General features: G+C 70.2%; 15 protein-coding genes and 1 pseudogene. 3 read left to right on the plus strand and 13 right to left on the minus strand.

Annotation, left to right across the window (positions count from 1 at the left end):
• Positions 1–3 precede the first annotated feature (3 nt).
• The 6 genes from RM788_RS13385 to RM788_RS13410 form a co-directional block, all read right to left on the minus strand.
• Complete coding sequence (locus RM788_RS13385) at positions 4–234, minus strand: DUF397 domain-containing protein (RefSeq protein WP_315931964.1); 231 nt, start codon at positions 232–234, stop codon at positions 4–6.
• The gene (locus RM788_RS13390) at positions 231–1067 is read right to left on the minus strand and encodes a DUF5753 domain-containing protein (protein ID WP_315931965.1); all 837 of its coding nucleotides are present in this window, start codon (positions 1065–1067) and stop codon (positions 231–233) included. Before RM788_RS13390 ends, RM788_RS13385 begins: the two co-directional genes overlap by 4 nt.
• A 67-nt stretch (positions 1068–1134) precedes the next feature.
• A complete protein-coding gene (locus tag RM788_RS13395) occupies positions 1135–2340 on the minus strand; it encodes a S8 family peptidase (protein WP_315931966.1) in 1206 nt (401 codons plus the stop codon).
• Between the two features lie 178 nt (positions 2341–2518).
• Positions 2519–3766, minus strand: a complete 1248-nt coding sequence (gene ltrA, locus RM788_RS13400) for a group II intron reverse transcriptase/maturase (protein WP_315923412.1) — start codon at positions 3764–3766, stop codon at positions 2519–2521.
• 948 nt (positions 3767–4714) lie between these two features.
• Positions 4715–5830: a S8 family peptidase gene (locus RM788_RS13405; protein WP_315931967.1), complete on the minus strand. Its 1116-nt coding sequence runs from the start codon at positions 5828–5830 to the stop codon at positions 4715–4717.
• A gap of 72 nt (positions 5831–5902) precedes the next feature.
• Positions 5903–7090: a S8 family peptidase gene (locus tag RM788_RS13410; protein ID WP_315931968.1), complete on the minus strand. Its 1188-nt coding sequence runs from the start codon at positions 7088–7090 to the stop codon at positions 5903–5905.
• A 394-nt stretch (positions 7091–7484) separates the two neighbouring features.
• On the opposite strand from RM788_RS13410, the gene RM788_RS13415 reads away from it, so the two are divergent.
• Positions 7485–8396, plus strand: coding sequence for a hypothetical protein (locus RM788_RS13415; RefSeq protein WP_315931969.1), 912 nt, complete (start codon positions 7485–7487; stop codon positions 8394–8396).
• A 1-nt stretch (position 8397) separates the two neighbouring features.
• On the opposite strand, the gene RM788_RS13420 is transcribed toward RM788_RS13415, so the two are convergent.
• The 7 genes and pseudogenes from RM788_RS13420 to RM788_RS13450 all read right to left on the minus strand — a co-directional run bounded on the left by RM788_RS13420 (position 8398) and on the right by RM788_RS13450 (position 17090).
• Positions 8398–9537, minus strand: a complete 1140-nt coding sequence (locus RM788_RS13420; RefSeq protein ID WP_315934626.1) for an acyl-CoA dehydrogenase family protein — start codon at positions 9535–9537, stop codon at positions 8398–8400.
• Positions 9538–9539: 2 nt separating this feature from the next.
• Positions 9540–11411 (minus strand): acetyl/propionyl/methylcrotonyl-CoA carboxylase subunit alpha, encoded by a 1872-nt coding sequence (locus RM788_RS13425; RefSeq protein ID WP_315931970.1) that lies wholly within the window; start codon positions 11409–11411, stop codon positions 9540–9542.
• A gap of 2 nt (positions 11412–11413) precedes the next feature.
• Positions 11414–13009 (minus strand): acyl-CoA carboxylase subunit beta, encoded by a 1596-nt coding sequence (locus RM788_RS13430; protein WP_315931971.1) that lies wholly within the window; start codon positions 13007–13009, stop codon positions 11414–11416.
• On the minus strand, positions 13006–14184 hold the full coding sequence (locus RM788_RS13435) for an acyl-CoA dehydrogenase family protein (RefSeq protein WP_399343465.1): 1179 nt from the start codon (positions 14182–14184) through the stop codon (positions 13006–13008). Before RM788_RS13435 ends, RM788_RS13430 begins: the two co-directional genes overlap by 4 nt.
• Positions 14181–15739: pseudogene (locus tag RM788_RS13440) on the minus strand (acyclic terpene utilization AtuA family protein). Before RM788_RS13440 ends, RM788_RS13435 begins: the two are co-directional and overlap by 4 nt.
• Positions 15736–16491, minus strand: coding sequence for a TIGR03084 family metal-binding protein (locus RM788_RS13445; RefSeq protein ID WP_315931972.1), 756 nt, complete (start codon positions 16489–16491; stop codon positions 15736–15738). Before RM788_RS13445 ends, RM788_RS13440 begins: the two are co-directional and overlap by 4 nt.
• On the minus strand, positions 16488–17090 hold the full coding sequence (locus tag RM788_RS13450; protein WP_315931973.1) for a TetR/AcrR family transcriptional regulator: 603 nt from the start codon (positions 17088–17090) through the stop codon (positions 16488–16490). Before RM788_RS13450 ends, RM788_RS13445 begins: the two co-directional genes overlap by 4 nt.
• A 251-nt stretch (positions 17091–17341) precedes the next feature.
• Between RM788_RS13450 and RM788_RS13455 the strand changes: the two genes are divergently transcribed.
• The gene (locus RM788_RS13455) at positions 17342–18142 is read left to right on the plus strand and encodes an SGNH/GDSL hydrolase family protein (RefSeq protein ID WP_315931974.1); all 801 of its coding nucleotides are present in this window, start codon (positions 17342–17344) and stop codon (positions 18140–18142) included.
• Between the two features lie 270 nt (positions 18143–18412).
• Positions 18413–25222 (plus strand): SDR family NAD(P)-dependent oxidoreductase, encoded by a 6810-nt coding sequence (locus RM788_RS13460; protein WP_315931975.1) that lies wholly within the window; start codon positions 18413–18415, stop codon positions 25220–25222.
• Positions 25223–25226: the final 4 nt, after the last annotated feature.

Consider the following 25226-nt stretch of genomic DNA (forward strand, 5'->3'; position numbering starts at 1 on the left):
TTTCTACCTCGGGTTTCCCAACCCGTGAAAACCATTGACGAGAAAGGATCGCCAGTGTTCAGCGGGAATTAACAGCATCCCGACAGCGGGGTTTTTTGAATCACGGATGGCCACCACGTCACCGACGAAGGCAACCTCGACGCAGTTGCCGTTGGTGCCACCACCGCTGTAGCTGCTCTTGCGCCAGGCCGGACCGGATGAGTCCACAATGGACAAGGAGATCGCCTCACTCACTCGGGCTTGAGCACCCGTTCGATCAGCGCCAGCGAGTCCTCCGGGTCGAGAGCCCGCGAGCACAGATGGTCGAAGAGGAGCTTAGCCCTGGCGACCTCGCCGACTTCCTCGATGTGCGTCGCCCCTGTCGGGTACTCGATGTACAGCAACTCCGGGTCCGCGGGATCGGGGAACTCCAACAGGGTGAACGAACCGGCGATGCCCGCGTGGCCGCCCAGGTCGTTCGGCAACACCTGGAGCGAGACCGTGGGCAGCTCCGACATGCCGATCAGGTGAAGCAGTTGCGCCCGCATGACCCTTGGTCCACCAATGGTCTTGCGCAACGCGGCCTCGTCGACCAGTGCCACCAGCCTGAGCGGGTCCTCGTCGGCGACCAACCTGTCCTGGCGGATCAGCCGGACCGCGACGTCGTTGTCGAAGTGCTTCTTGGTACGCTCCAACTGATCCGCGGTGAACAGAGCCCGCATGTAGCCCTCGGTCTGCAACAAACCGGGCAGGTGCAGCAGGGTCAGCTCGCGCACCACCGCGGCCTCGGTCTCGACGTCGACGTACCCCATGTCCTTGATGCCGTAGCTGACCCACCAGCCGGGCTTGAGGGCGTCCCTGGTGCGGTCGACGAGGTCGGGCACGAACTGGTCGTACACGTCCATCATCGACCGCACCAGGTGCACGTCGACCCTGGTTTCCCCGGCCTCCACGCGTTGCAGCGAACTGCGGGACTTGTCGAGCAGGACGCAGGCCCTGTCGAGGCTCATGTCGGCCTCTTCGCGCATCGTGCGCAGGCGCTGCCCCAGCCTCCTGCGGCGGAACGTCGGGCGCTGTTGCGTGGTCACCGGACCTTTGTACCGACGCCCGCCGCAGGACTGGGATTCCCGTTACCCGAACGGGTTACGGCGTCGGTCAGGAGTTCGGCGCCAGGAACAGCAGCCGGTTCGGGGAGCCCGAGCCGGGGTTGGTCACCTTGTCCTTGGTGGAGGCCGAGACGAGCGCGGCGGACACCTGCGCGGGCGTGGCGGTCTTGTTGTTCTGGAGGAAGCGGGCCACGATCCCGGCGACGTGCGGGGTCGCCATCGAGGTGCCGCTGATGGTGTTCGTCGCGGTGTCGTTGGTGTTCCACGACGAGGTGATCCCACTACCGGGGGCGAAGATGTCCAGCCCGGCCCCGAAGTTCGAGTAGCCGGCACGGGCGTCGGTGCGCTCGGTGGCGCCGACCGTGATGGCCTCGGCGACCCGCGCCGGGGACGACGTGCTCGCGTTGGCGTTGCTGTTGCCCGCCGCCACGGCGTAGGTGACGCCGGAGGCGATGGAGCGGCGCACGGCGGCGTCGATCGTGGTGGAGACCCCGCCGCCCAGGCTCATGTTGGCCACGGCGGGCTTGACGGCGTTCGCGGTCACCCAGTCGATGCCCGCGACGACACCGGCGGTCGTGCCGGAACCGGCGTTGTCGAGCACCCGCACGCCGACGACCTTCGCGGCCTTCGCGATGCCGTACTCCTTGCCCGCGATGGTGCCCGCGACGTGCGTGCCGTGGCCGTTGCCGTCCTGCGCGACGTTGTCGCCGTCGACGAAGTCACGGCCGTTGGACGCCCGGCCGCCGAACGTGCTGTGGCTGATCCGCACCCCGGTGTCGATCACGTACGCCGTGACGCCCGCACCGGTCGAGGTGAAGTTGTAGGACGAGCTGAGCGGCAGGCTCGCCTGGTCGACCCGGTCGAGGCCCCACGACGGCGGGTTGGCCTGCGTCGTGTCGATCTTGAACACCTGGTCCTGCTCGACGTACTCGACGGCGGGGTTCGCCGCGAGCCGCTTCGCCTGGTCGTCGGACAGCTTCACGGTGAACCCGCGCAGCGCGCTGCCGAACACCCGGTCGACACCACCGCCGACACCGGCCGCGGCCCGGTTGGCCGACGCCTCGGCCGTGGCCTCGGTGACCTCGCTGTCCTTGAACTTCACGATGTAGCTGTTCGGAACCCTGTCCGCGGCGTCGGCGTCGCGGATCCCGCCCTCCGCGGCGGTGGCCGGGGACGCCAGCAGGGTCGCCGTCGTGGCGACCATCGCCGCCGCTCCGACACCGGCCAGGAACCGGACCTGTGATGACTTTCGCATTCGTGATTCCCGTCCTCGAACGGTGGCCGAACGTCGTTCCACCTATCGCCTGCAGGGGCGTGGAACGGGCCGGACCACCTGGTCGATTCACAGTCGGGTCGCCCAGGGGAATCGCACCCCTGGGCTCCCACAGATCCGTACGTGACAGTCTCCCGTCATACGGCTCTTATCATCCTGATCACCAGATCGAATGGACCCATCTCCACTGAGCGAACAGGTTCGGCCACGTAGCGGTCACCTGTTTCCATCGCTTGTGGAACTTCTTGAAGGTCCTGACCTTCCGATACTTCTTGCGGACCCAGCGCATCAGGTAGTAGTTGACACGCCTAAGCAAGGGATACAGCGCAGTCTGGTAGAACGCGCCGTAGTACTGCATCCAACCGCGCACGACCGGGTTGATCTCCCGGGCGAGTTCGGCGAAAGTACGGCCGGTGCGTAGATGTAGCCGCCAGGCTCGCACCTGCGCACTCATCTTCTTGAGGGCATCCTTACTGACCGCGGGCAGGAACGAAGTGAATATCTCCCCGTTCTTGCCCCGCGCCCCGCGGGCGTGGAAAGTGAACCCCAAGAACGTGAACGACGTCACCGGGTGATCCCGACTGCGTTTCCCGTCCTTGCAGTACACCACCTTGGTCTTGTCCGGATGCAACCGCAACCCGACTTCGACCATCCGTTCCCCGATCGCCTCGACCAGCATGCGCGCCTGACGTTCACTGACGCAATGCACAACCGCATCGTCGACGTAACGTTCAAAAGTGACACCCGGAAAGTTCCGGGACATCCACGTATCGAACGCATAATGAAGAAACAGATTCGCCAATACGGGTGACACCGCTGACCCCTGTGGGGTTCCCCGGTCTCGCTGCAGCAAGGTCCCGTCGGGCCGCTGCAACGGCACAGCAAGCCACCGTTTCACATACAGCAGCACCCAACGAGCGTCGGTGTGAGCCTCCACCGCCTGGACCATCAAGTCCCACGGCACACTGTCGAAGAACTTCTGGATGTCCAAATCGACCACCCAGTCCTTCTTCCAGCATCGCTTCCGGCATACCGCAACCGCGTCCAACGCCGACCGCCCCGGTCGATAGCCATAGGAATCCTGATGGAACAACGGTTCCGCCCGTTGCTCCAGATGCCTGGCCACCACCGTTTGGGCGATTCTGTCAGCCACAGTGGGCACGCCGAGCGTTCTTGTGCCGCCTGGTTTCGGTATCTCTACCGCCAGAACCGGGGGCGGGAAATAGCTGCCCGATGACATCCGATTCCAGATCTTCGCGAGATTTCTCTTCAGATCCTTCTCGAATTCCTCGATCGTGCACCCATCCACCCCCGGAGCACCCCCATTGGCCTTCACCTTCAGGTATGCGTCCCAAACCTCCCGCTTCGAAATGTCGAACGGTTTCACTGATGACTTCAGCTCGTCCATACAGCTCCTCCCAGCTTCCTGGTTGACCGGACACACGAACCACGGACAATCCGGCCCCTTCGCTCCGCCCCCACCGCGCCCAGCAGGAGTTTCACCACTACTACGAGCCAGTCCGCCGGCACACCTCGAATCGGTACTCAATCCCTCGTGGGATCTCCACTTGGGACGCTCCCTCTCATCAGCGCTTCACCCGGAGACGAATTCGCTGTCAGTATCGGGGTATGCCTTCCCACGTTCCGCACGGAAGCAGCAGATCGGGCTCACGTCACCTCCACGCCGGACACCGCCTGGCCAATAAGCGGACACCCGCCAGGCTTATCCCAGGCCGAAAAGTAGTGCCCGGTTCTGATGTCACCTGAATATGTAACGACGCGTCAACAGTGACCCCCACATGCTGGGGGCTGCGCTCCGTCTTCCACGATCCCCACCTGACGCATCATGTGCGCCTTTTCCTGCGTCGCTCACCACCACGGTCTTCGGCCAAGGCGGCAGCAGGCGGTTTGAAATCACCCCCGCAGGGCGACTCCGAAGGGCCAACATCCTTCATCTTCCGTGCAGCACCACGATCAACTGCTCACTACCTCAAGCAGCGTCCCGTGCTCGTGGCACACCTTTTCTCACACTTCGCGCTACAGCCCCATCGCTGGCGCTCATGCAGCCTAAGCAATAAGCCGAACGGGTGAAAGACGGGAAGATTCACACCCGTTCCACACTGTTAAAACAGTTTCTACCTGCGGTTTAAGCTCAGGAAATGACTCTTCCGGCACACATTCTGGACTTGGCGGTCTACCTCCACCCCTATGCCGATAGGGGTGGTTCCACCCGTCGACAAAGGACTGGAAGCGTTCCCGGAGAAACGACGGGAATCCATCGGCGGGATTCGCGGAATGACGTACCCGGCGGCGGTCGACGAGGTCTTGCCCGCCCGTCGACCGCACCGGGTGCGATCTACAGCGCCGGGTTCCAGTACAGGAGCCTGCCGAACGACACCGGCGTGCCGGCGGCCACGATCGCGGCGGACACCTGCGCGGCCGTCGCCGTCGGGTTGAACTGGAGGTAGCGCGCCGCGACACCGGCCACGTGCGGCGCGGACATCGAGGTGCCGCTGAGGGTGTTGCTCGCCGTGTCGCTGGTGATCCACGCCGACAGGATGTTCTGGCCCGGCGCGTAGATGTCCACGCCCGGCCCGTAGTTGGAGGAGGACGCCCTGGTGTCGGTGATCGTGGACGCCCCCACGGTCAACGCTTCCGCGACACGGGCGGGCGAGAAGTTCGCGACGTTCGTGTTGCTGCCGCCCGCGGAGACCGTGTACGTGACACCGCTGAGGATCGAGGTGCGCACGGCGTCGTCCATCGCCACCGACGCGGAGCCGCCGATGCTCATGTTGGCGACGGCGGGCTTGACCGAGTTGGTGGTCACCCAGCTGACGCCCGCGATGACACCCGCCGTGGTGCCAGAACCGTTGGGGCCCAACACCTTCACGCCCCACGCGGTGGCCTGCTTGGCGATGCCGTAGGTCGTGCCGATCGCGGTGGCGGCAACGTGCGTGCCGTGGCCGTTGAGGTCGTCGGCGATCGGGTCGTTGTCGACGAAGTCCCAGCCGTCGCGGGCGCGGCCGCCGAAGTCGACGTGCGTCTTGCGGATGCCGGTGTCGATCACGTACACGTTCACGCCGTAGCCGGTGGACGTGTAGCTGTACGAGTGGTCCAGCGGAAGGGCGCGCTGGTCGGTGCGGTCCAGGCCCCACGTCGGGTTGAGCTGGGTAGCGGTCGAGTGCACGACCTGGTTCTGCTCGACGTACTCGACCGACGGGTCGGCCGCCAGGCGCCTGGCCTCCTTCTCCGACATCGAGGCGGTGAAGCCGTTGAACGCGCCGGGGAGCACCTTCCCGCCGACGGCCGCGGCGAGCCGGTCGGTGCCGCTCTTGACCTTCACGATGTAGCTGCCGGGGATCGCGGTCGGCGATCCTGCGGCGAGGACGACTCCCTCGGCGGCCGAGGCGGGCGCGGCGGCGAGCGCCACCCCCAGGGCGGCGACCCCTAAGCACGACAACAGCTTGCGCATGGCGGATTCCCTTCTACGCAGGGCGGTGGCCCCGACGCAGGACGCGTCGGGGCCACCGTGGGGAACAGCGAACTAGGCGGTCGGAGCCCGGAACAGCAGGCGGTTCGGGGAACCGGAGCCGGGGTTCGTCACCTTGTTGGCGGTGGCCGTCGAGACGATCGCGGCGGACACCGTGGCGGGCGTGGCGGACGGGTTGGACTGGAGGTAGCGCGCGGTGACGCCGACGACGTGCGGGGTCGCCATCGAGGTGCCGCTGATCGTGTTCGTGGCCGTGTCGCTGGTGTTCCACGACGAGGTGATGCCGGAACCCGGGGCGAAGACGTCCAGCACCGCGCCGAAGTTAGAGTAGCTGGCGCGGGCGTCGGTGCGCTCGGTGGCGCCGACGGTGATCGCCTGCGTCACGCGGGCGGGCGAGGAGGTGCTGGCGTTGGCGTTGCTGTTGCCCGCGGCCACGCCGTAGGTGACACCCGCGGCGATGGAGGAGCGGACCGCGTCGTCGAGCGCGGTGGACGCGCCGCCGCCGAGGCTCATGTTGGCCGTGGCGGGCTTGACGTGGTTGTTGGTCACCCAGTTGATGCCCGCGACGACACCGGCGGTCGTGCCGGAACCGGCGTTGTCGAGCACGCGGACGGCGACGATCCTGACGCCCTTCGCGACGCCGTACTGGCTGCCGCCGATGGTGCCCGCGACGTGCGTGCCGTGGCCGTTGCCGTCCTGCGCGATGTTGTCGTTGCTCACCGCGTCGTAGCCGTTGACCGCGCGGCCACCGAAGGTCTGGTGGGTGATCCGCACGCCGGTGTCGATGACGTAGGCGTTCACGCCGGCGCCGGTCGTGGTGTAGCTGTAGGACGAGTTGAGCGGCAGGCTCGCCTGGTCGATCCGGTCGAGGCCCCACGACGGCGGGTTGGCCTGCGTGGTCTCGACGTGGAAGACCTGGTTCTGCTCGACGTACTCGACCGACGGGTCGGCGGCCAGTCGCTTGGCCTGCTGCTCCGAAGCGGTCGCCGCGAAGCCCTTGAAGCCGCCCTCGTACGTGCGGTCGATCTTCGCGTCGAACTTCGACGCGAGCGAGCTGACCGACGCCGTGGAGAAGTCCTTCAGCTTCACGATGTAGCTGCCGGAGATCGCCTCGGGGGCGCCTGCCGCCCGGATCGTGCCCTCGGCTGCCTGCGCGGTGCCTGCCAGGGTGATCGTCGCGGCGGCCGCGACCACCACGGCACCGGCACCCGCCAACCAACGCACCTGTCGTGTTTCACGCATTCGTCTGTTCCTGTCGTTCGCAGGGACGGTCGGCGAAGTGACCCGTGGGCGGCGGAAGACGGGGGACGACGACCGCGTGGCACGCCCGTGATCAGGCGCTCCACGTCCTCCGAGGTTATTGAGGATCCGAGATGTCCGAAATCGACCAGATGCCCCAGTGGTCCTACTCACGTCGTACGGCAGCAGGGCCACGCCGATCGTCGCATACCTCCGGAGGTACGCCCTCGTGCGCACCTCGGGAATGAACAGGGCCGAAAGTCTCGACAATCCGCCGTCTCATTAACAGTGTCAGGCACTGGAATGGCGACGGAACATCCCCGAACGGCTGTACCCCCGTCCTGATTTACCCCAGTAGGGTCGCTCCCGCTGTAGTTCCCCTAGAACGGAGTGGGTAATGGTCGGCCATGCCACCGAAACGGCCGAGGAGTTCGCCGAAACACTGCGAGCCGCGATCCGCGCGAAAGGCTTGAGCCTCGACCGCATTCGACACCGGTTGCAGATGCGCGGAGCGCCGATCAGCATCACGGCGCTGAGCTACTGGCAGTCGGGCAGGCGCAGGCCGGAAAGGCCGGACTCGCTGCTCGCGCTGGGCCACCTCGAAGACGTGCTCGGCCTCCCCGAGGGGGCGCTGAGCCAGCTGCTCGGACCACCGAGGCCGCGTGGCCGCGGGCGGGTCCGTCCACCGACACCGCAGGTCCAGGGCGCGGGACGGGACAACGTCCGGCTCGCGCAGCTGCTCGCGGGAGTCGACACCAGTTCCGACACCGGGTTGAGCCGGGTCTCCCAGCAGGACCGGGTCGAGATCGGGGCCGACGGCGGGACCCGCAGGCTGCGGTCGCGGCACACGCTGCGCGCCGACCGCGGCGGTGTGGACCGGTGGGTGCTGGTCTACGACACCGACGCCCCCGGCAACCCGCTGCCGTCGGTCGGGATGCTGCGCTCGTGCAGGCTCGGGCGGTCGATAGCGGATCCCACCAGCGGGATCCTGGTCGCCGAGCTGCTGTTCCCGAAGCCGTTGCGGCAGGGCGAGACGCTGGTCCTGGAGTACGAGCTGCTCCAGGACGAGGCGCCCTACCCCGCGCTGGAGACCTCGCACTTCCGCCGGTTCCGGCTGCCCGTGCGGGAGTACTCGCTGGAGGTCCGCTTCGACTCCCGCTGCCTGCCCGCGCGGTGCGAACGCTTCTCCACCCCCGATCCCGACGACGCCACCGAGATCGAGGTGGACGAGTGGGGTTACGCGTTCGCCAACACACGGGACTTCGGGCCGGGAATCTTCGGCATCAGGTGGGAATGGGTTCTTAGCTAAACTAATAGGACCGAGGCAGGTTCAGGGTGTGCTGCGCCACGTAGTTGAGGATCATTTCCCGGCTCACCGGGGCGATTCGGGAAATACGTGACGCGGACAACAGCGAGCCCAGTCCGTACTCGGTGGCGAGACCGTTGCCGCCGTGCACCTGGATGGCCAGGTCGACCGCGGTGGCGACCGCTTCCCCGGCCGCGTACTTCGCCATGTTGGCCGATTCACCGGCCGCCTTGTCCTGCCCCGCGTCGTAGAGCGCGGCGGCTTTCTGGGTCATCACGCGGGCCAACTCCACCTGGATGGCGCACTGTGCCAGCGGGTGGGACAACCCCTGGTGGGAGCCGATGGGAGCCCCCCAGACCGACCTGGTGCGGGCGTACTCCGCCGCCTTGTCCAGGGCCCTGCGGGCCATACCAGTGGCGAACGACGCCGCCATGATCCGCTCCGGGTTGAGCCCGGCGAACAGCTGGGCCAACCCGGCGTCCTCCGAGCCCACCAGCGCGTCGGACGGCAGGCGGACGTCGTCGAAGAACATGGTGAACTGCTTCTCCGGCGAGACGATGTCCATCTCGATGGGCCGGTAGGTCAGGCCCTCGACGTCCGTGGGCACGATCATCAGCGCCGGGCCGGTCGGGCTGAAGGCCACGACCAGCACGGCCTGGACCTCGTCCACGCCGGAGATGTAGTGCTTGCCGCCGGACAGGACCCACTCGTCGCCGTCGCGGCGGACCTTCGTGGCGAGCTTGTGCGAGTTCGAGCCCGCGTCCGGCTCGGTGATGGCGAACGCCATCTTCGTGGTGCCCTCGGCGAAGCCGGGCAGCCAGCGCCGCTTCTGGTCGTCGGTGCCGAAGCGGGTGATCACCGTGGCGCAGATCGCCGGGGAGACCACCATGAGCAGCATCGGGCTGCCCGCCCTCGCCAACTCTTCACAGACTGCGGCCAGGTCGCCGATGCCACCGCCACCGCCGCCGAACTCCTCCGGTACCGCCACTCCGAGGTAGCCGAGCTTGCCCGCCTCGGCCCACAGCTCGTCCGTCTTCTCCCCCGCGCGGGCCTTGGCGACGAAGTACTCGTGCCCGTACCGGGAGCCCAGGTCCGCGACGGCCGCGCGCAACGCCCTGCGCTCGTCGCTCTCGGTGAAGTTGATGGTCATGACGCGTCCTCCGCTACTACTGCCAGCACATCGCCGGAATCGACCTGTTGCCCCTGGGTGATCCGCAGTTCGGTGACCGTGCCCGCCGTCGAGGCGAGGACGCGGTGCTCCATCTTCATGGCCTCCAGCACGAGCAGCTCCGCGCCGACCTCGACCCGCTGCCCCTGTTCGACCGCCACCCGGACGACCGTGCCGGGCATCGGGGCGACCGTCGCGCCCGGCGCCACCTTCGTCTCGGGGGCCGGGAAACGGGGCACGACCCTGAGCGTCACGGCGCCCAGCGGGGAGTCGACCTCGACCACGTCCCCGTAGACCCGGACGTGGAAACGTTTCCGCACACCATCAAGTTCGAGCGTCACCACGTCTTCGTTCGCGTCTACAACTGTCAACGGCAGGTTCGTGGTCACGCCGTCGCGGGTGTGCCGGTAGTCGACGTCCACACCCTCGTAGCTTACCCGCTGCGGCTGCGACGGCAGGTTGCGCCAGCCGCTTGGCAACGCCCCCGTGCGCCGCCTCGCGGCCTGGGCCAGGGCGGCGGCCAACGCGCTCGGCGTGAGGTCGCGCTCCTTCGCCTCGGTGAGGCGGTGCTCGTCGAGGAACCCGGTGTGCGTGTCGCCGTTCAGGAACGCCGGGTGCCGCAGGACGTCCACCAGCAGCTCGCGGTTGGTGACCAGGCCGTGGACGCGGCTGCCCGCGAGCGCGGCGGCGAGCTTGCGGACCGCGCCGGTCCGGTCCGGCGCCCACGCGATCACCTTGGCCAGCATGGGGTCGTAGTGCACGCCCACGACCGAGCCGCTCTCGACGCCGCTGTCCACGCGGACGTCGCCGGGCACCTCGAACCGGTGCAGCGTGCCGCTGGCGGGCAGCCAGTCCCGCGTCGGGTCCTCGGCGTAGAGCCGGACCTCGATCGCGTGGCCGTTCGGGACGGGCGGTTCCGCGGGCAGTTCGGCGCCTTCGGCGATGGCGATCTGCCAGGCCACCAGGTCGACGCCGAAGACCAGTTCGGTGACCGGGTGCTCGACCTGGAGGCGGGTGTTGACCTCCAGGAAGTGGAAGTCGCCGTCCTTGAACAGGAACTCGACCGTGCCCGCGCCGACGTACCCGATGGCCTCCGCCGCGGCCGTCGCGGCGTCGTAGAGGCGTTGACGGGTGGCGGGATCCACCGCCGGGCTCGGGGTCTCCTCCACGATCTTCTGGTGCCGCCGCTGGATCGAGCACTCGCGCTCGCCCAGCGCCCACACCGTGCCGTGCGCGTCGGCCAGCACCTGCACCTCGATGTGCCGGGCGCCCTCCAGCAGCGGTTCGCAGAACACCGTGCCGTCACCGAACGCCGACTCGGCCTCGCGCCGGGCACCGGCGACCGCGTCGGCCAAGTCCTCCTTGCGCCGCACCTCGCGCATACCCCGGCCGCCTCCGCCCGCGGAGGCCTTGACCAGAAGCGGGAACACGTCGGCGGTCTCGGGGTCCAACTCGGCCAGCACCGGCACCCCGGCCGCGGCCATCCGCTTCTTCGCGGCGACCTTCGACCCCATGGCCTCGATGGCCTCCGGCGTCGGCCCGACCCAGGTCAGCCCGGCGGCCAGCACCGCGCGGGCGAAGTCGGCGTTCTCGGACAGGAACCCGTAACCGGGGTGCACCGCGTCCGCCCCGGCCCGCAGGGCGGCCTCGACCAGCAGGTCGGCCCGCAGGTACGTCTCGGCCGGGGTCGCGCCGGGCAGCCTGACGGCCGCGTCGGCCTCCGCGACGTGCGGCGCGTCGGCGTCCGGGTCCGAGTGCACGGCGACCGGCGAGATGCCCAGTTCGCGGCACGTGCGGATGACGCGGCGGGCGATCTCGCCGCGGTTCGCGATCAACAAGGTCTGGATCATGCTCACATCCGGAAGACGCCGTAGCCCTCGGCGCCCTTGATCGGTCCACTGTGGACGGCGGAAAGGCAGAGGCCGAGAACGGTGCGGGTGTCGCGGGGGTCGATGACCCCGTCGTCGTACAGCCTGCCGGACAGGAACGGGGCCAGCGACTGCTGCTCGATCTGCCCCTCGACCATGTCCCGCATGGCCGCGTCGTGGTCTTCGTCGTAGTCCTGCCCCTTCGCCGCGGCGGCCTGCCGCGCGACGATCGAGAGCACCCCAGCGAGCTGCACGGGCCCCATCACGGCCGACTTGGCGTTGGGCCAGGTGAACAGGAACCGCGGTTCGAACGCCCGCCCGCACATCCCGTAGTTGCCCGCCCCGTAGGACGCGCCCATGTTCACGGTCAGGTGCGGCACCCGGCTGTTCGACACCGCGTTGATCATCATCGCGCCGTGCTTGATGATCCCGCCCTGCTCGTACCGCGCGCCCACCATGTACCCGGTGGTGTTCTGGAGGAACAGGAGAGGGGTGTCCGCCGAGTTCGCCAGCTGGATGAACTGCGTCGCCTTCTGCGACTCCGCGCTGAACAGCACCCCGCGCGCGTTCGCCAGGATGCCGACCGGGTAGCCGTGCAGGTCCGCCCAGCCCGTCACCAGGCTCGTGCCGTAGCCGGGCTTGAACTCGTCGAACCGCGAGCCGTCCACGATCCGCGCGATCACCTCGCGCGGGTCGAACGGGACCCGCTGGTCGGTCGGCACGAGCCCCAGCAGCTCCTCGTCGGCGTAGAGCGGTTCCTCCACCGGTTTGGGCGCGGGTCCGAGCTTCTTCCAGTTCAGCCGGGCCACGATCCGCCGGGTCAGCCGGATCGCGTCCACCTCGTCCTCGGCCACGTAGTCCGCGAGGCCGGAGACGGTGCCGTGCATGTGCGCACCGCCCAGCGCCTCGTCCTCGGCCTCCTCGCCGGTCGCCATCTTGACCAGCGGCGGACCGCCGAGGAACACCTTCGAGCGTTCCTTGATCATCACCACGTGGTCCGACATGCCCGGCACGTACGCGCCGCCCGCGGTCGCGTTCCCGAACACCGCCGTGACGGTCGGGATCCCCGCCGCCGACAGCCGCGTCAGGTCCCGGAACGCCCGGCCGCCGGGGATGAAGATCTCGGCCTGGGACGGCAGGTCCGCGCCGCCGGACTCGACCAGGCTCACCACCGGCAGCCGGTTCGCGAACGCGATGTCGTTGGCCCGGAAGGTCTTGCGGAGGGTCCACGGGTTGCTGGCACCGCCGCGCACCGTCGGGTCGTTCGCCACGACCAGGCACTCGACGCCCTCGACGACCCCGATCCCGGTGATGACGCTGGCCCCGACCGGGAAGTCCGTGCCCCACGCCGCCAGCGGCGACAGCTCCAGGAACGGGCTGTCCCGGTCCACCAGCAGTTCGATCCGCTCACGGGCCAGGAGCTTGCCGCGCTTGTGGTGGCGCTCGGTGTACTTCGGCCCGCCACCGGCCAGCGCCTTGGCCTGCTCGCCGTCCAGCTCGGCGATCTTGGCGAGGAGCGCGGTCCGGTTGTCGTGGTAGTCCGCCGATCCGGTGTCCAGCACCGAGCGCAGCGCGGTCATGACGTGTACCCCAATCGGCGGGCGGCCAGTTCGGCCATCACTTCGGTGGTGCCGCCGCCGATGCCGAGGATGCGGGCGTCGCGGTAGTGGCGTTCGACTTCGGCGTCGCGGAGGTAGCCGAAGCCGCCGTGCAGCTGGACGGCCTCGTCGACGACGAAGTCGCAGGCGGCCACGGCGGCGTTCTTGGCGAAGCAGACCTGGGCGACGCACTCGCGGCCGTCGGCGATCATGGCGGCGACCTCCCTGGTGTAGGTGCGGGCCAGTTCGGTGCGCTGGGCCATCTCCACGAGCTTGTGGCTGACCAGCTGGCGTTTGACGAGCGGCTTGCCGAAGGTCTCGCGGGTGCGGACGTAGGCGAGGGTGAGGTCCAGGCAGCGCTGGGCGGTGGCGTAGGCCTCGACGGCCATCGTGACGCGCTCGACCTGGAACTGCCGCATGACCAGGGCGAAGCCGCCGTGTTCCGGGCCGACCAGGTTGGCTGCGGGAACGCGGGTGTCCACGAAGGACAGTTCGGCGGTGTCGGAGCAGTGCCAGCCCATCTTCTCCAGCCTGCGCACCACCTCGATCCCGCGGTCGACGACCAGCAGGCTGATGCCTTCGTAACCGGGACCGCCGGTGCGGACCGCCGTGGTGACGAAGTCGGCTCGGGTGCCGGAAGTGATGAACGTCTTGGTGCCGTTCACGACGTAGTCGTCGCCGTCGCGGACCGCGGTGGTGCGCAGCGCGGCGACATCGGAACCGCCATCGGGTTCGGTGATGGCGAGGGAGCCGATCAGGTCACCGGCGAGGGTGGGGCGGACGAAGCGGTCGATCAGGTCGGGGTCGCCCGCGTCGACGATGTGCGGGAGCGCGATGCCGTGCGTGAACAGGCCCGCGATCAGGCCGGACGAGCCGCCCGCCTGGATGATCTCCTCGGTCATCACGATGCTGTCCAGCAGGTCGCCGCCGCTGCCGCCGACCTCTTCGGCGAAGCCGATGCCGAGCAGGCCGACCTCGGCGGCGGAGCGGTGGAGTTCGCGCGGCAGCTCGCCTGCGCGTTCCCACTCGTCCAGGTGCGGCACGATCTCGCGCTCGGTGAACCGGCGGACCGTGGCCCGCAGTTCCTTGCGTTCCGGGGTGTCGAAGAGATCGGCCGTGATACCCGAGGATTCGCTCGCGGGATCGGGAGTGGTCACAGCAGGGCCTCCGGGATGTCGACGTGGCGGGAGCGCAGCCACTCGCCGAGGGCCTTGGCCTGCGGGTCGAAACGGGTGGAGGAGGCCACGCCGTCGCCCAGCAGCCCGTGCAGGACGAAGTTGAGCGCGCGGAGGTTGGGGAGTTCGTAGCGGACGACCTCGCGGGCCTCGGGGAGGAGTTCCCCGAGTCGGGCGACGGTCAGTTCACCGACCAGCCAGGCGTAGGCCTCGTCGGTGCGGACCCAGACGCCGAGGTTGGCGTCGCCGCCCTTGTCGCCGGAACGGGCGCCCGCGATGGTGCCGAGGGGGACTCTCATACCGTGACCACCTTCCCGTCGGGCAGGGTCGCCTGGTGCGCAACGCGGTCGCGGGGCACGTACGCGGCCTGGTAGACGCCGAACGGGGTGCCGTCCGTCGGGGGCGCGGTGACGTGAAAGCCGGGGTAGGAACCCAGGGCGAGTTCGATGGCGGTGCGCGAGAACGCCTTGGCGCGCTTGGGATCCGGCGTCTTGATGGTCACGTGCAGCAGGGCGCTGGCCGTCTCCTCGGTGTCCGCGTCCGGCTGGTCGGTGCGGGCCAGCGTCCAGGTCAGGCCTTCGGTCCCCAGCGCGCTTTCCAACTGCCTGCGCACAAGCGCGGCCTTCTCCGGGACGTCCAGTCCACTGAGGACGAACGTGGTCCCGTTGCGGAAGCCGCCCAGGCTGTTGAGGCACACCTTCAGCGTCTCAGGCGGCGGACTGCCGCGCACTCCGGAGATCCGCACGCCGCGCGCGTGCGACGACAGCTCGATCGTGTCGAAGTGGCTCACCACGTCCGGCCCGAGGTACGCCGGATCGCCGATCTCGTACAGCAGCTGCGCGGTGACCGTGTCGACGGTGACCGCTCCCCCGGTGCCGTCGTGCTTGGTGATCACCGACGACCCGTCGGCCTCCACCTCGGCGATCGGGAACCCCGGCCGGTCGACGTCGATCGACGTGAAGAACGAGTAGTTGCCCCCGGTCGCCTGCGTCCCGCACTCCAGCACGTGGCCCGCGACCGTCGCGCCTGCCAGCGCGTCCCAGTCGTCGCGCGCCCACCCGAAGTGCGCCGCCGCCGGCCCGACCACCAGCGAGGCGTCGGTGACCCGACCGGTCACCACCACGTCCGCCCCGGCCCGCAGGCACTCGGCGATGCCCCACGCGCCGAGGTACGCGTTCGCCGTCAACGACTCCGGGAAGTCCGCCCGCAGGTCGTCACCGGTGACGACACCGATCCTGGCCCCGAGCCCGAGCCTGTCGATCGCCGCGGCCAGCCCGCGCGGGTTGAGCCCGCCCGCGTTCGCCACGATCGTGACCCCGCGCTCGACCGCCAATCCGAGGCAGTCCTCCATCTGGCGCAGGAACGTCTTGGCGTACCCGAGGTTCACGTCCTTCATCCGGTCGCGCCCGAGGATGAGCATCGTCAACTCGGCGAGGTAGTCGCCGGTGAGCACGTCCAGCTCACCGCCCTCCAGCATCTCCCGCACGGCGCCGAGCCGGTCGCCGTAGAACCCGGACGCGTTCCCGATGCGGATCACGACGCCACCCGCCCCGCGCCGGGAGGACCCGCGAACGCCTGCGCGATGGGCAACCACCGCTCGGCCACCGGACCGACGACCGTCACCGCCAGGTCGTCGCGATGCGCCCGCTGGGTCACTAGGAGGCAGAAGTCGAGCGCGGGACCGGTGACCCGGTTCTCCGCGTCCTCCGGCCCCCACGTCCACGGCAGACCGTCCGGTCCGGTCAGTTCGACCCGAACCGGTTCGGCGGGCACCGGGAGGCCGTTGACCATGAACGCGAACGGGATGGTGCGGACGCCGATGTGCGCGACGTGCCGCAGCCGCCCGGACGGTTCGCGGCGCACGCCGAGCGCGTCGGCGACGTCCTGCCCGTGCGCCCACGTCTCCATCAGCCGCGCCGTCGCCATCGACACCGGGCTCATCGGCGGACCGAACCAGAGGAGCTTCCCGCCCTGCGGCACGGCGCTCAGCGCCTCGGCCAACTCCTCGCGGCCCGCCCGCCAATAAGCCAGCAGGTCCGGGCGCGCGGCGCACTCGGCCGCACCCTCGTCCACGGTGCCTTCGGTGTAACCGGACAGCCCGGCCCGGAAGGCATCGGGATCCTTGATGGCGACCAGGGAGATGTGGTCGGTCCACGCGAGGTGACCGATCTGGTGCGCGATCGTCCAGCCCACGGCCGGCGTCGGCACCGACCAGTCCACGGGCGGGGCGACCAGGTCGTCGAGCGCCGCGCTCTCCAGCCGCAGGTCGTCCAGTACGTCGATGATCACGGTGTGCGCTCCTCAAGGGCGGCCTGGAGCATCCCGGCCCAGTGCCGCACGATGCCCGCCCGCCGTCGGTGGTCGTCCGCGAGCTGGTTGGCCAACGCCAGGCCCCGCACCAGGTCCAGGGTGATCTGCACGGCCTCGCGCACACCCGGTCTCGACTCGTCCGCGCCGAGCAGCTCGACCGCCAGCCGGTGCGTCTCCCGCCCGATCTTGGTCTGGAGCGGCAGCACGACCTTCTTCAGCTCCGCGTCCGTCCGCGCCGCCACCCACAGCTCCAGCGCGGCGCTGAACAGGTCGCTCGCGTAGAAGTCGGCGATCAGGCCGACCACCGCGACCGGGCTCCGGCCGACGCCGACCGCGCGTTCCTTCAGCTCCAGCACGCTCTCCGCGCCGAGGTGCTCGACCGCGCCCGCGACCAGCTCGCCGCGGGTGCGGAAGTGGTGCAGCTGCGCGCCGCGCGAGACGCCCGCGCGCTCGGCCACCAGGATCGTCGTGGTGCGCGCCCAGCCGCGCTCGACCAGGCACTCGACCGTGGCCTCCATCAGCTTGCGCCTGGTCTCCCGGCTGCGGTCGGCCTGCCGCTGCCTCACCTCGAGTGCCATACCCGTGGATTCTGGCCCCGAACGAACAAACAGTCAAGACTGATTGTTGTATAGAAAGTGATCCAGGCCACGTTGGACTGTCCACTAAGGACGGTGCGGAGGTCCGCATGACGGCCGGTGGCGTAAGGAGGAGACGATTGACCCGACCGTACGCACTTTCGTGAATTCTCGACGTCACCCCTTTCGCTCAGGGTGATCGACCGCTAACCCTAAGACGCCGTTCCCCCTGCCCGGTGTCCTACGGAGACCACATGCGAGCGTTCCGCACCATCGCCATACCCCTGCTGGCAGCCCTGTCCCTGCTGGCGGGCACCTACTCCGCCGCCGCCGCGCCCCGCGCGATCACCAAGTACGTCGCCCTCGGCGACTCCTACGCGGTCGGCGTGGGCACCTACGGCTACGACAACCCCGACGACCCCTGCCGTCGCGGCCCGTACGCCTACCCCCGCCTCTGGGCCGCCGCGCACCCGTCCGTGGCGTTCACCGAGGCGTCCTGCTCCGGCGCCGAGACCGCCGACGTGCTCGGCGCGCAACTCCCGCTGGTCACCCCGGACACCTCGCTGGTCACCGTCCAGGTCGGCGGCAACGACGCGGGCTTCGTCGACGTCCTCGTCGGCTGCACGTTCGGCTCCGACTCCGACTGCGTCACCCGCACCCAGGCCGCCAGCGAGATCGTCCGCACGACGGTCGCGCCCGCGTTGCAGAAGACCTACGCGGCCATCCGGGCGAACGCCCCGTCGGCCAAGGTCGTCGTCATCGGCTACCCGCGCATCTACAAGCCGGGCGGCACCTGCTTCGGCCAGTTGAGCGCCCCGAAGCAGGCGGCGATCAACGCGTCCGCGGACGTCCTCGCGACCGTCACGGCCGCGCAGGCCTCGGCGGCGGGCTTCACGTTCCTCGACGCGCGAACGACGTTCAACGGTCACGAGATCTGCACCTCGGACTGGTACCTGACGGCACTGGAAATCTTCAAGCTCAACGAGTCGTTCCACCCGAACAAAAAGGGTCACCAGCTCGGCTACTTCGGCCCGCTGAACGCCATTACCGGCTGATCCGCCGTACCACGAAACACCCCTTGGACATAGCGTCCAGGGGGTATTCGGCGTGCTCGTGGAGTAATATGACGACAGTGCTTCCACCAGGTGAATCAAGAGCAAAATAGCAGCTCAGGACAGCCATCGCTATCGGTGATGTTACGGGTGTGGAATTAACATGTGAGCGAGCTTGCAAGTTTTCAGCCCGCCAACGCATTGACCTGACCGAGCGTGACCGCTTAACTCCGAGTAGTCCCTGTCACTCTTTCTAGTTTTACTGGAGTGCGAATGCGCGGGTTGTTCCACAAGAGCGGCACGAACGATCTGGTGATCGCACTGAACCCGTTCTCCACGACCTCCCCGAGAATGACGGCGGCCGCGGCGCGAGCGGGAGCGCTCGGTGTGCTGGACCTGGGAACGGGCGGTCGGGCGGCGCGATCGGCGCTGGACCGCACGGCCCGGTGGACGAACGGCGCCTTCGGCGTGCGGATCACCGCGGGCTGCGCGCTGACCGCCGCGGACCTCCCCGAGCAGGTGTCCACGGTGGTCCTCGCCGTCGGCGCGACCGCGCGGCCGGAGGACTTCCCCGACGTGCGGGTGCTGGTCGAGGTGACCGACCGCGGGCAGGCCCACGAGGCCGTCCTGGGCGGCGCGCACGGCGTGATCGCGCGGGGTCACGAGAGCGGCGGACGCGTCGGCGACCTGGCCACGTTCGTTCTCCTGCAACAACTCCTGGCCGACCTGGACGCGCCCGTGTGGGCCGCGGGCGGGATCGGGCCGAACACCGCGGCCGCGGCGGTGGCGGGCGGCGCGGCGGGAGTCGTGCTGGACGTCCAGCTCGCGCTGCTCGCCGAGTCCGAGCTGCCCGCCGACGTGGCCGGCGCGATCGCCGCGATGGACGGTTCGGAGACGACCGTCGTGCACGGACACCGCGTGCTGCTCCGCAAGGGGCTCGGCGCCGCCGTGGCACCCGACCTCGAAGCGCTCACCGGACCGCTGGACGCCCGTTTCCCGCCCGTGGGCCAGGACGGCTTCCTCGCCGCCGTCTTCCGCGACCGCTGGGGCACCGTCGGCGCCGCCGTCCGAGGTGTGCGCGACGCCGTGACGCACGCGCTCACCGGTCCCGCCGTCGACGCCCTCGGGCCGGACTCCCCCGGCGCCCGCGCGATGGGCACCTCGCTGCCCATCGCGCAGGGCCCCATGACCAGGGTCAGCGACCAGCCCGCGTTCGCCGAGGCCGTCGCCCTGGGCGGCGGGCTGCCGTTCATCGCGCTGGCGCTGTCCACCGGCCCGCAGACCCGCGAGGTCCTCACCACGACGCGCGAGCGGCTCGGCGACTCCCCCTGGGGCGTCGGGGTCCTCGGCTTCGCCGCCGAGGACGTGAAGTCCGCGCAGCTCGACGTGATCCGCGAGCTGAGGCCGACGCACGCGATCATCGCGGGCGGCCGCCCGGCGCAGGCCGCGGCGCTCGACGCGGTCGGCATCACCACGTTCCTGCATGTGCCCTCGCCGGGGCTGCTGCGGCAGTTCCTCGCGGCCGGTGCGCGCCGGTTCGTGTTCGAGGGCGCCGAGTGCGGCGGCCACGTGGGGCCGCGCAACAGCTTCCCGCTGTGGGAGGCGCAGCTGGCCGTGCTCGCCGAATGGGCGGACTCGGGTTTCCCGGCGGACGACGTGCACGTCCTGTTCGCGGGCGGGATCCACGACGAGCGCTCGGCCGCGATGGTCGCCGCGCTCGCGACCCCGCTGACCGACCGCGGCGGCGCGATCGGCGTGCTGATGGGCACCGCCTACCTGTTCACCGAGGAAGCCGTGCGGGCGGGCGCGGTGCAGCCGCTGTTCCAGCGCCAGGTCGTGGCGGCGGAGAGCACCGCGCTGCTGGAGACCGCGCCCGGTCACGCGACCCGCTGCGTCACCAGCCCGTTCACCGACGAGTACGCGGCGGTGAAGCAGGGGCTGCGCGACCGCGAGGTGCCCGACCGCGAGGCGTGGGAGCAGCTGGAGCGGCTCAACGTCGGCAGGCTGCGGGTGGCCAGCAAGGGCATCGAGCGGATCGGCGACGTGCTGTCCGAAGTGGACGAAGGCCGTCAGCTCGGCGAGGGCATGTTCATGGCCGGTGACGTCGCCGTGCTGCGGTCGGAGGTCACGACCATCGCCGCGCTGCACGCGAGCGTCACCACGGGGGCCGCGTCGTTCGCCGCCGAGCGGGCGGTGGGACTCGGCCTGGCGCCCGCGGAGTCGACCGCTCCGGTGGTCGCGCCCCTCGACATCGCTGTCATCGGCATGGCCTGCATGTTCCCGCAGGCGCCCGACCTGCCCGCGTTCTGGGCGAACGTCCTGTCCGGGGTGGACGCGGTGACCGAGGTGCCCGCCGTCCGCTGGGACCCGGCCGTGTACTACGCGCCCGACGGCGACGGTGACCGGACTCCCTCGCGCTGGGGCGGTTTCCTGCCGCAGATCCCGTTCGACCCGCTCGGGTACGGCATCCCGCCCACCTCGCTGGCGAGCATCGAACCGGTGCAACTGCTGGCTCTGGAGGCGGCCTCGCGAGCGCTGGCCGACGCCGGGTACGCCGAGCGGCCGTTCGACCGGTCCCGCACGTCGGTGGTGTTCGGCGCGGAGGCGGGCAGCGACCTGTCCAACGCGATGACGCTGCGCACGGTGCTGCCGAGCTACTTCGGGGACGTGCCTGCGGGTCTGCGCGACCAGTTGCCGACGCTGACCGAGGACTCGTTCCCCGGTGTGCTCGCCAACGTCATCGCGGGCCGCATCGCCAACCGGCTCGACCTGGGCGGCGCCAACTACACCGTGGACGCGGCCTGCGCGTCGTCGCTGACGGCGGTCGACGTGGCGTGCAAGGAACTCACCGGCGGGACCAGCGACGTCGTGCTGTGCGGCGGCGCGGACCTGCACAACGGCATCAACGACTACCTGCTCTTCTCCTCGGTGCACGCGCTGTCGCCGACCGGCCGCTGCGCCACGTTCGACAGCTCCGCCGACGGCATCGCGCTGGGCGAGGGCGTGGCGTGCGTGGTGCTCAAGCGGCTGGCCGACGCCGAACGCGACGGCGACCGGGTCTACGCCGTGATCAAGGGAGTCGGCAGCGCCAGCGACGGCCGGTCGCTCGGCCTCACCGCACCGCGCCCGGAAGGGCAGCGCAACGCGCTGGAACGCGCCTACCGCAACGCGGGCATCTCCCCCGCCGAGGTAGGACTGGTGGAGGCGCACGGCACCGGGACGGTCGTCGGCGACCGCACCGAACTCGGCACGCTGACCGACGTGTTCGTCGAAGCCGGTGCCGCCCCGGCGAGTTGCGCCGTCGGGTCGGTGAAGTCGCAGATCGGCCACACCAAGTGCGCCGCCGGGCTCGCCGGGCTGATCAAGGCCTCGCTGGCGCTCCACACCGGGGTCCAGCCGCCGACGCTGCACGTGAGCAGGCCGAACTCCGCGTGGGTCGCCGACACCAGCCCGTTCACCTTCCACGACGGCCCGCGGCCGTGGGCGGCCGAACCCGCCGACCGGGTCGCCGGGGTGAGCGCGTTCGGGTTCGGCGGCACGAACTTCCACGTGGTGCTGCGCGGGTACGACGGCGCGCCGCCACCCGCGCACGGGCTGGACGAGTGGCCCGCCGAGCTGTTCACCTTCCGCGGAGAAGGCGCCGTGCGGGCCGCCGAGCAGCTGCTGGAACTGGTCGAGGCGGGTGGTTGGCGGCTGCGCGACTACGCGTTGAGCGCCGCCAAGCGCGCGGACCTCACCCGCGGCGAGGTGCGGATCGCGGTCGTGGCGTCCGATGTGGACGATCTGGCGGCCAAGCTGCGCCGGGCGGTCGCGGGCGAGGACAAGCCCGCCGACGGGATCTTCCGGGCCACCGGCGTGGCGGGTGAGGTCGCGTTCCTGTTCCCAGGCCAGGGCAGCCAGCGGCCCGGCATGTTCGCCGAGCTGTTCGTGGCGTTCCCCGAACTCCAGCGGCACGTCCAGGTCGGCGCCAAGTGGGCCGACGTGCTGCACCCGCCGACCGCGTTCGACGCCGCCGAGCGGGCCGCGCAGCAGGCCGGTATCACCGACACCAGGGTCGCCCAGCCCGTGCTGGGGATCGTCGGGCTGGCCGCGTTCGACCTGTTCGCCGCGGCCGGTGTGCACCCGGACATGGTGGCGGGCCACAGCTACGGCGAACTCGTCGCGCTGGCCGCGGCGGGCGCGCTGCCCGCGGAGTCCCTGCCCGCGCTGAGCGCGGCGCGCGCCGAGGCGATCCTCGCGGCGACCGGCGACGACCCCGGCGCCATGGCCGCCGTGACCGCGCCCGCAGCGGCCTTCGCGGAACTGCTGCCCGAGTCCGTCGTGGTCGCGAACCACAACTCACCCGTGCAGACCGTGATCTCCGGCCCCACCGGGGACGTGGAAGCCGCCGTCGTGGCGTTGGAGGCGGCCGGGTTCCGCGCGAAGCGGATCAGGGTCGCGTGCGCGTTCCACAGCCCGCTGGTCGCCTCGGCGGGTGCGGCGTTCGCCGCCGCGCTGGGCGACGTGCGGGCGCCGGAGATCCCGGTGTGGTCGAACCGGACCGCCGCCGAGTACGGGGACGACATCCCCGCGGAGCTGGCCGCGCAGCTGGGTTCGCCGGTGCGGTTCGCCGAGCAGGTCGAGGCCATGTACGCCCACGGTGCCCGTGTGTTCGTCGAGGCGGGACCGGGTTCGGTGCTGTCCGGCCTGGTGTCCGCGATCCTCGGTGATCGTCCACACCGGACGGTCGGGCTGGAGTCGTACGGGCAGCACGGCGTGCGCGGCTTCCTCACCGCGCTGGCCCAGCTCGCCGTGTCGGGTGTCGACCCCAGCACGTCGTGGCTGCACCGCGGCCGCGACTCCGCGGACGCGAGCGTGCCCCGCAAGACCCGTGCCGCGGGCTGGACGGTCGACGGCCACCTGGTCCGCACCGCCGCGGGCGCCATCCCCTCGGGCGCGCTGCGCCCCGCCGAACGCGTTCAGGAGATCCCCATGGCTGTGCAAGGCGGCGGCGGTTCCGACGAGGCGCTGATCGCGGAGTTCCTGCGCGGCAGCCGGGAGATGATCGCCGCGCAGCGCGACGTGCTGCTCAACTACCTCGGCACCGGAGAGCGCGTGCCGGTCCAGCGGGTCGCGTCACCGCAGCCCGTGCTCCAGCAGGTGGTCGTGCAGCCGGTCGTGATCGAGCAGGCGACGATCGAGGTGGTCGCGGCGCCGAACGTCATGCAGACGGTGCTGGAGATCATCGCGGAGCGGACCGGCTACCCGATCGACATGATCGAGGCGGACCTGGACCTGGAGGCCGACCTCAGCGTCGACTCCATCAAGCGCACCGAGATCGCGGGCGAGCTGGCCGCCAGGCTGGGCGTCACCGCGGACCTGGAGACCCTGTCGCAGGCCCGCACCGCGGCCGCCATCGCCGCGCTGCTCGGAGCGGGTACCCCCGTGATCGCCATCGCGGTACCGCCGCCGAACGTGCTGCGGACCGTGCTGGACATCATCGCCGAGCGCACCGGCTACCCGACGGACATGATCGAACCGGACCTCGACCTGGAGGCCGACCTCAGCGTCGACTCCATCAAGCGCACCGAGATCGCCGGTGAACTGCTCCTGCGACTGGGCGTCACCGCCGACCTCGAACAGCTGTCGCAGGCCCGCACGGCCGCCGCCATCACCGCGCTGCTCGGCGGCGGCGCGCCCGCTGCCACGGTGGCCATCGCACCGGTCGAGAGCGCGGAGGCGGTCGTGATCGCACCGCACCGGCTCGTGATGACCGAGTTCGCCCTTCCCGCCGCCACGGCGCCGGAGTCGTTGGCGGGCAAGCGCTTCCTCGTCGTCGGCGACGGCGAGGACCTGGTGGCCGGGCTGGTGGACCTGGGCGCGGAGGTGACCCGCGACGTCGCCGCGGTGGTCGACGGCGTGTTCCACCTCGACCGCGCCACCGAACTGCCCGACGCGTTCCCGCTGTTCCGGTCCCTGCTGGCCAACGCGCCCCGCTGGCTGATCGCGGCCGGTGCGGGCGAGGGACTGCGCGGGTTCACCCGCAGCGCGGCCAGGGAGTACCCGGACATCGCGGTGAAGGTGCTGGAGAACCCGTCCGTCGACACCCTGCTCGCCGAACTCGGCGCCACCGACGGCGAGCCGGTCGTGCGGATCACCGACGCGGGCCGGGTCGGACTGCGGATGGTGGAGACCGACCTCGGGCCGCTGGGCAGTTCCGGCGCGGGACCGGCGGGCGACGGCGCGGCCGAGGCGGCGGCGATCGGACTGGACCGCGACTCGGTCGTGCTGCTGGTGGGCGGTGCCAAGGGCATCACCGCCCGGTTCGCCGCCACCCTGGCGGGCGCGAGCCGGTGCACGCTGGAGCTGTTCGGCCGCACCGCGCTGCCGACGGAGGAGGAGCCCGCCGCCATCGCGGCCGCGGCCGACCCCGCGGCGCTGCGAGCCGCGCTGATCGCGAGCGGCCTGCGGTCGCCGGCCGAGATCGAGCGCGAGATCGGCCGGGTCGAGGCCGTGCGCGAGGTCCGCGACACCATCGCGCGGCTCACCGGGCTGGGCAGCCGGGTCCGCTACCACTCCGTGGACATGCGCGACGTGGAGGCGGTGCACCGCGCGGTCAAGGAGGTCCACACCGAGCACGGCAGGCTGGACGGCCTCGTCTACGCGGCCGGTGTCATCGAGGACAAGCTGATCGCGGAGAAGTCCGCGGAGTCGTTCGGCCGGGTGTACGGGACCAAGGTCGACGGCGCGAAGACGCTGCTGGACGCGGTGGAGGGGATGTCCGACGGGCCGCGGTTCGCGGTGTTCTTCGGCAGCATCGCCGCCGCGCTGGGCAACCGCGGCCAGGCCGACTACGCCGCCGCGAACGACGCGCTGGAATCGTTGGGGCGCGGGGTGGACTTCCGCGGCCTGACCGTCCACTGGGGACCGTGGGCGCCGACCGGCACCAACAACGGCATGGTGACGCCGGAGCTGATGCGGTCCTACGCCAAGCGCGGCATCAAGCTGATCGACCCGGAGGAGGGCGCGCTGTCCCTGCTGCGCGAACTCGCCTGGGGCCCGGACGGGGTCGACTCGGTGGTCTACACCGCGTCGGGCTGGTGACCAC

This window comes from Umezawaea sp. Da 62-37 (genome assembly GCF_032460545.1).
GTDB lineage: Bacteria > Actinomycetota > Actinomycetes > Mycobacteriales > Pseudonocardiaceae > Umezawaea.

What these genes read in the sequence shown, in the direction of transcription:
- RM788_RS13410 (WP_315931968.1), bottom strand. Translation starts at nt 7,090, where the DNA reads ATGCGTGAAACACGACAGGTGCGTTGGTTGGCGGGTGCCGGTGCCGTG.
- ltrA (WP_315923412.1), bottom strand. Translation starts at nt 3,766, where the DNA reads ATGGACGAGCTGAAGTCATCAGTGAAACCGTTCGACATTTCGAAGCGG.
- RM788_RS13450 (WP_315931973.1), bottom strand. Translation starts at nt 17,090, where the DNA reads ATGGCACTCGAGGTGAGGCAGCGGCAGGCCGACCGCAGCCGGGAGACC.
- RM788_RS13455 (WP_315931974.1), top strand. Translation starts at nt 17,342, where the DNA reads ATGCGAGCGTTCCGCACCATCGCCATACCCCTGCTGGCAGCCCTGTCC.
- RM788_RS13460 (WP_315931975.1), top strand. Translation starts at nt 18,413, where the DNA reads ATGCGCGGGTTGTTCCACAAGAGCGGCACGAACGATCTGGTGATCGCA.
- RM788_RS13405 (WP_315931967.1), bottom strand. Translation starts at nt 5,830, where the DNA reads ATGCGCAAGCTGTTGTCGTGCTTAGGGGTCGCCGCCCTGGGGGTGGCG.
- RM788_RS13430 (WP_315931971.1), bottom strand. Translation starts at nt 13,009, where the DNA reads ATGACCGCGCTGCGCTCGGTGCTGGACACCGGATCGGCGGACTACCAC.
- RM788_RS13425 (WP_315931970.1), bottom strand. Translation starts at nt 11,411, where the DNA reads ATGATCCAGACCTTGTTGATCGCGAACCGCGGCGAGATCGCCCGCCGC.
- RM788_RS13395 (WP_315931966.1), bottom strand. Translation starts at nt 2,340, where the DNA reads ATGCGAAAGTCATCACAGGTCCGGTTCCTGGCCGGTGTCGGAGCGGCG.
- RM788_RS13415 (WP_315931969.1), top strand. Translation starts at nt 7,485, where the DNA reads ATGGTCGGCCATGCCACCGAAACGGCCGAGGAGTTCGCCGAAACACTG.